At 45.0% G+C, this 6,159-nt stretch carries 2 protein-coding genes; both read left to right on the forward strand.

The window, feature by feature from the left end; all coding sequences use genetic code 11:
* Positions 1-175 precede the first annotated feature (175 nt).
* A complete protein-coding gene (locus QTO00_RS12670) occupies positions 176-3,559 on the forward strand; it encodes a response regulator (RefSeq protein WP_331425131.1) in 3,384 nt (1,127 codons plus the stop codon).
* Between the two features lie 656 nt (positions 3,560-4,215).
* Positions 4,216-5,898 carry an ABC transporter substrate-binding protein gene (locus QTO00_RS12675; protein ID WP_331425132.1) on the forward strand — a complete coding sequence of 561 codons (1,683 nt, stop codon included), beginning with the start codon at positions 4,216-4,218 and terminating at the stop codon, positions 5,896-5,898.
* Positions 5,899-6,159: the final 261 nt, after the last annotated feature.

Raw genomic sequence — 6,159 nt, forward strand, 5'->3', positions numbered from 1 at the left:
ATTCCAACACCATGCACGCAAAAATTGCGCCTCTCTCCACGCTTTCCCTGCAACTTACTTGTCAAAGTAAAAAAACTCGTTAATTTTGTCATTATTACCAAAATAACGTTTTTTCTCGCTTACTAGGATCCCCCTCCTTGATGAGCTGTTTTCTCACGGAAATTTTATTCTGACCATGTTCAAGTTTTATCGAAAACAGAAATTTAAACGCCTTCAGAACACATTAATGCTCGCATTTTTGGTGCTAAGCATTACTCCTCTGACGATTATAGCGATCTTTTTCCTCCACTCTCACACACAAGATCTTCAGGAGCAGAGTACCTCTCATCTAATTTCGGTTAGGGATAGTAAGCGCCAGCAAGTGATCGACTATCTTTATGCAAAAGAGTCAGAAGTTATGGCCTTCGTTCGCTCAGAACTCGCCTATGCAAGTGGCGGAAGATTCTATGGGCTGGTCAATGCGTTTAGGAACCTCGGACTCGATATCGAGCAAGCTCGCGAGTATGCTCAACGCAGATACATAACAGGTTCAGGAGACCAAATTAAAACCTCGATTCTGCCTCAATCTAACGTTTTTAACGGGACTGAGCGCTATCGACTGCTACACAAACGTTATCACTGGGCCTATCTAGAGCTACTCAAACGCTCTGATTTTGATGATATTCTATTAGTTGATCGAGAAGGTAACGTAACCTACTCGATATATAAACATGACAACTTTGGCACTAACCTACTCAACGGAAAGTACAAAGACGCAAACCTAGGTAAAACCTTTGCCAAACTGAGAGAAACCGTCAGCGATAAACGCAAAGACAACGAAGACTATACTCCGTTAATCATTTCTGACTTTTCAACCGAGCAAGGCAAAACGGTTGCATGGTTAGGTGCGCCGATCATTCAGCAAGGTTACCTGCACAGTTACGCCATGTTCAGATTGCCGAACAATGGGATCACCAAACTGATCGCTGACAACTCTAACAATTCAATGAAAACCTTGTTAGTGGGTTCAGACCACAAGTCTCGAACTCTTGCTTATCAGCAAGAGGACATTGATAAGAGCAGGGAAGTTGTTGACTTAGCACTAGCAGGTTCTAGTAAGGTAGGCACCTATACCAACACTGAAGGCGAGGCAACGATCGCGGCATACAGCCCTATTTCCTTCAATAGCATTGATTGGGCGATTGTTGTTGAAGTTCCTGAAAGCGTCGCATTTGCCCGTGTCCATCAGCTTGAAACCCTGTTTATCTTTGCGATGCTGTCAGCGATCTTGCTGGTGGTCATGGCTTCCCACTATTTATCCAACTTTATAACTTCGCCTCTGCTGCAATTGACCTGGGCAGCAGAGAAAGTCTCGGCTGGCGACCTTGATGCGGATATGAATAATACTCAGCGTAAAGATGAGATTGGCCGATTGGCTATCAGCTTTGAGCGGATGCAGCGGTCTATTCGCGAGAAAATTCAGCTAATTAGAAAACAGAATGAAGAGTTAGAAAGCAACCTTAAACTCATTCAAAAGCAAAACGACGAATTACAATTAGCAAACAAGCTAAAAGATGAGTTTCTTGCTACGACCTCCCACGAACTGCGCACTCCGCTACATGGTATGGTCGGTATCGCAGAAGCGCTCGCCTCAGGAGCTAACGGCCCTGTCACGTCAGAGCACAAGTATCAGCTTGATATCATCATCAATAGCGGTCAGCGCCTAACTACCTTGGTCGACGATCTACTCGACTACCATAAGATGCGTTACGGACACCTTGATATCGAGACCAGTGCAGTCGATCTTTCAGGCTCAACCCGCCTCGTATTGGAACTCTCCTCTCACCTGCTTGGCTCTAAACCGCTACGTATTATCAACCAAGTGCCCGATGAGCCTGTATGGGTGTGTGCCGATCCACAGCGACTTGAACAGGTGCTATATAACTTAGTTGGTAACGCAATAAAATATACCAGTGAAGGAAAAATCGTCATCTCCACTAGCGTTGTTGATGACAGTATTCGTGTACAAGTGGTTGATACAGGTCAAGGGATACCGGCTGACCAACTCGATCATATCTTCGAACCATTAATCCAAGCGGGCAACGACTCAAGTCGATACCGTCAAGGCGCGGGCTTAGGATTGTCTATTAGTCGCCAATTGATTGAGCTGATGAACGGTACTCTCTACGTCAGCAGTCAACCTATGGTCGGCACTACATTCAGCTTTACCCTGCCCATCGCAAGCGCTGAGCAGATTGAGCAAGCCAATCACTACGAGTCCGCTCACTTTACAGCCCCAAGCAGCGGTGAAGTCGAGTTACCTGATACAGCAAGTTTACCGGAAAATCCTGAAGGTCCGATCCTGCTGGTTGTCGATGACGAACCTGTAAACCTACGCGTATTGGACAGTTTCCTCCGCTTAGAAGGCTACCGTGTTCGCACAGCAAAAGATGGTCACGAGGCTTTAGCATCCATCAGCAATGAGAAACCCGAGCTGGTATTACTGGATATAATGATGCCGGGCATGAGCGGCTATCAAGTTTGTGAGACTCTACGTGAGACCTACGATCACGCCGAGTTACCTATCATTATGTTAACGGCACTTAGCCAGACAGATGACCGCGTTCGTGGCTTTAACGCAGGTGCCAATGACTACCTGTCTAAGCCTTTCAATAAGCAAGAACTGGCAGCGCGAATTGTCGCTCATTTATCAGCGAGTAAGGCTGAGATACGTCGAGTAGAGAATCAACAACTGCAACTAGAGCTAAAACAGAGAGCCGCCGTTGAAGCGAGTCTACTTGAAACCCAGGGTCGACTTTTAGAGCAACTTGAAACAGCGCCAGAGGCGATTGTCTGTGTTCGTGAAGACAATAAGATTCGTTTTGCCAATGACGCTGCCTCCCGATTGTTTAAGCGTTCAACAGAACAGCTCAAACGTTCGACAGCTGATGAAATCATTGCACCTAAGTTTCTTAACGTCGAACAAGAGCATTACTGCGGCAACATTGATATCTATGTAGAAGATGTCAGACAGCGTCTTTCTGCTGATGTGTTGCGGCTGCCAGAGGGCGCAGGATTACGCTCAATGTACATTTTCAACGTCGGTGGTGGTGTGAATGCCACTAGAATCAATAATCTCGAGACGGCGATTGAAGCGCTTTCTAGCTTTGCTTTCGACGGCGACAAAGCCAAACTTCAAGAGCTCAAAGAGCTTGGGGGAGAGTTTACTCGCCTTGCAGATAAAGTGACGAGTGATAATAAGTCGAAACAAGAAGTAATGCGCGAGGTGCTCGTAGATGCAATGACAAGTGCTCTCGAGTATTGGGAGTCGGTCACTGGCCAAACTAAGTTTGCCTTTGCAGAGCAGAGTGGCTTGTGGCGTGTCTATCTTGATAGAAGCACGCTGCAGACACGAACGCTAGACAAATACCTACGCACTGAAACGCTGCCGAAAACGCCTCGTTGGCGAACCGTATTGAGCTCTTTGGATTACATACTAGAACACTGCAATGAACAGAGCCCTGAACGAAGCCATATCGAAGCACTACGTGACAAACTGCAGCACTTGCTAACCAGTTAGTTGGCTCAACGCCTCCACTCGAAAGCCTGCACATGCAGGCTTTTTTAATTGCCACTGAATAGTTCCACTTTTGATGTCAAATAGCATTATTACGCTGCGTAAAACAACCTAATAAATTAACGATAATTAGTCTCTCTATCTGCTAACAGACATACTCAAACAAGCCTATCAACCCCAAAAATGGACAAATTTACTCCATATTGCGATGTCAATCACAACAAGACGGCAGTTTTTAATTATCGAAAAAAAATAACACCACAACTTGTGCGTGATAGAGATCTCCATAACAAATAACTGCCAAGAGGGCGATGAAAATAAAGAGGCTTAAGGTTAGTAAACACTCACACTAAAAACTCTAAACAAAAGTTTTTGCGACACACTTCAAATCATATTTTCCGCTCAAAAAGCCGTCACTCTGGTTATTTTTGACATTATTAACGTTGGTAATGGTGGTTTTGACGATTTTAACGGGAATTGCAATTGCGAAAATTGACGTAACAGTGTTTTCTTACTGTGCCTAAGGCCTACAGGCCACTCTTAATTTCTCATCGCCTCCGGTAAGAAATTAGCAAATAGAGGTGGGCCTTAGTGAGTGTTTATCAATTGATGACATTCCATCCATTAAGTGAAATGAAAGCAAATAGTAAGGAACAGCTATGCTTGCCAACATTAAAAAAACAGCACTAGCAACAGCAATTATTGCTACAGCAACAACTGGATTCGCTTCAGTAGCGACTGCAGCTGAGCGCAGCGAACTGACTGTACACCCTAAAGAGTTTACAACCTTCGTTCGTAACTTTAACCCATTCTTGGGTGCAACGAACCTTCACACTACTACGGACTTCATCTACGAGCCGCTTGTTGTTTTCAACGAAATGCACGGTAACACGCCTGTATTCCGTCTTGCTGAAAACTTCAAGATGTCTGATGACCTAATGAGCGTAACTTTCGATATTCGTAAAGGCGTGAAATGGTCTGATGGCCAAACGTTTGATGCAAACGATGTGGTATTCTCTTTCAACCTTGTTAAGGAAAAACCAGAGCTTGACCAAAGTGGTATCAACTCATGGGTAACTGGCGTAGAAAAAGTAAACGACTACCAAGTTAAATTCCGCCTGACTGAAGCGAACTCTAATGTTCCTTACGAAATTGCAAAAGTACCTGTTGTACCTGAGCACGTATGGAAAGACATCAAAGATCCAGCGACATTCACCAATGAAAACCCAGTAGGTTCAGGTCCTTTCACAGAGATCGACACGTTTACAGCACAACTTTACATCCAGTGTGCAAACCCGAACTACTGGGATGCAGACAACCTAGATGTTGACTGTCTACGCGTTCCACAAATCGCGAACAACGACCAATTCCTAGGTAAAGTTGTAAATGGCGAAATGGACTGGACTTCATCATTCATTCCTGACATTGACCGCACTTACGCAGCGGCTAGCCCTAACCACCAGTACTGGTACCCGCCAGCAGGTACTCAAGCATTCGTGGTTAACTTTAAGAATCCAGATGCTGCGAAGAACGAAGCGCTAACTAACGTTGATTTCCGTCGTGCATTCTCTATGGCTCTTGACCGTCAAACCATTATCGACATCGCGTTCTACGGTGGCGGTACAGTGAATGACTTCGCATCAGGTCTAGGTTACGCATTCGAAACTTGGTCTGATGAAAAAACTCACGACCAGTACAAAGGTTTCAACACGTACAACGTGGATGGTGCTAAAGAGCTACTTAAGAAAGCGGGCTTCAAAGACGTTAACAAAGACGGCTTCGTTGACACTCCATCAGGCAAGTCTTTCGAGCTTCTAATCCAATCGCCAAACGGCTGGACAGACTTCAACAACACAGTTCAACTTGCAGTTGAGCAACTTGCAGAAGTCGGCATCAAAGCAAAAGCTCGTACTCCAGATTTCTCTGTGTACAACCAAGCAATGCTTGAAGGTACGTACGACGTAGCTTACACAAACTACTTCCACGGTGCAGATCCACACACTTACTGGAACAGTGCATACAACTCTGCACTTCAGTCTGGTGACGGTATGCCTCGTTTCGCGATGCACTTCTACAAGAACGAAAAGCTAGATGGTCTTCTAAACAGCTTCTACAAGACAGCTGATAAGCAAGAGCAGCTAGATATCGCTCACGGCATCCAGCAAATCATTGCTGCTGACCAAGTTACGATCCCTGTAATGTCTGGTGCTTACATGTACCAATACAATACAACTCGATTCACTGGTTGGTGGAACGAAGAAAATCCGAAAGGCCGTCCAAACATTTGGGCTGGTATCCCAGAGCGTCTACTACACGTACTGGACCTAAAACCAGTTAAGTAAGTAGTTGTTCTAACTGTGCGGCATACATTCCGTATGCCGCAAAATCCCCCCAATCTATCGTTAGTTGTTATGTGGCGCCCGTCGTCAGGGGATTGTTCGCTCTAAAATTTAGTTTTCGCTAGGGCGACCTGAAACCAGAAACAGGGAAAATCTGGGTGAGTAAGGTGTAAGTTATGGGTTATTTTTTAAGACGTTTGTCGTTCTATTTGGTCGCATTATTAGTTGCTGCGACATTAAACTTTATTATTCCTCGTGCAATGC

The organism is Vibrio sp. M260118 (genome assembly GCF_036533755.1).
Lineage (GTDB): Bacteria > Pseudomonadota > Gammaproteobacteria > Enterobacterales > Vibrionaceae > Vibrio.

Coding starts and splice junctions, on each gene's coding strand:
- QTO00_RS12675 (WP_331425132.1), top strand. CDS start 4,216: ATGCTTGCCAACATTAAAAAAACAGCACTAGCAACAGCAATTATTGCT.
- QTO00_RS12670 (WP_331425131.1), top strand. CDS start 176: ATGTTCAAGTTTTATCGAAAACAGAAATTTAAACGCCTTCAGAACACA.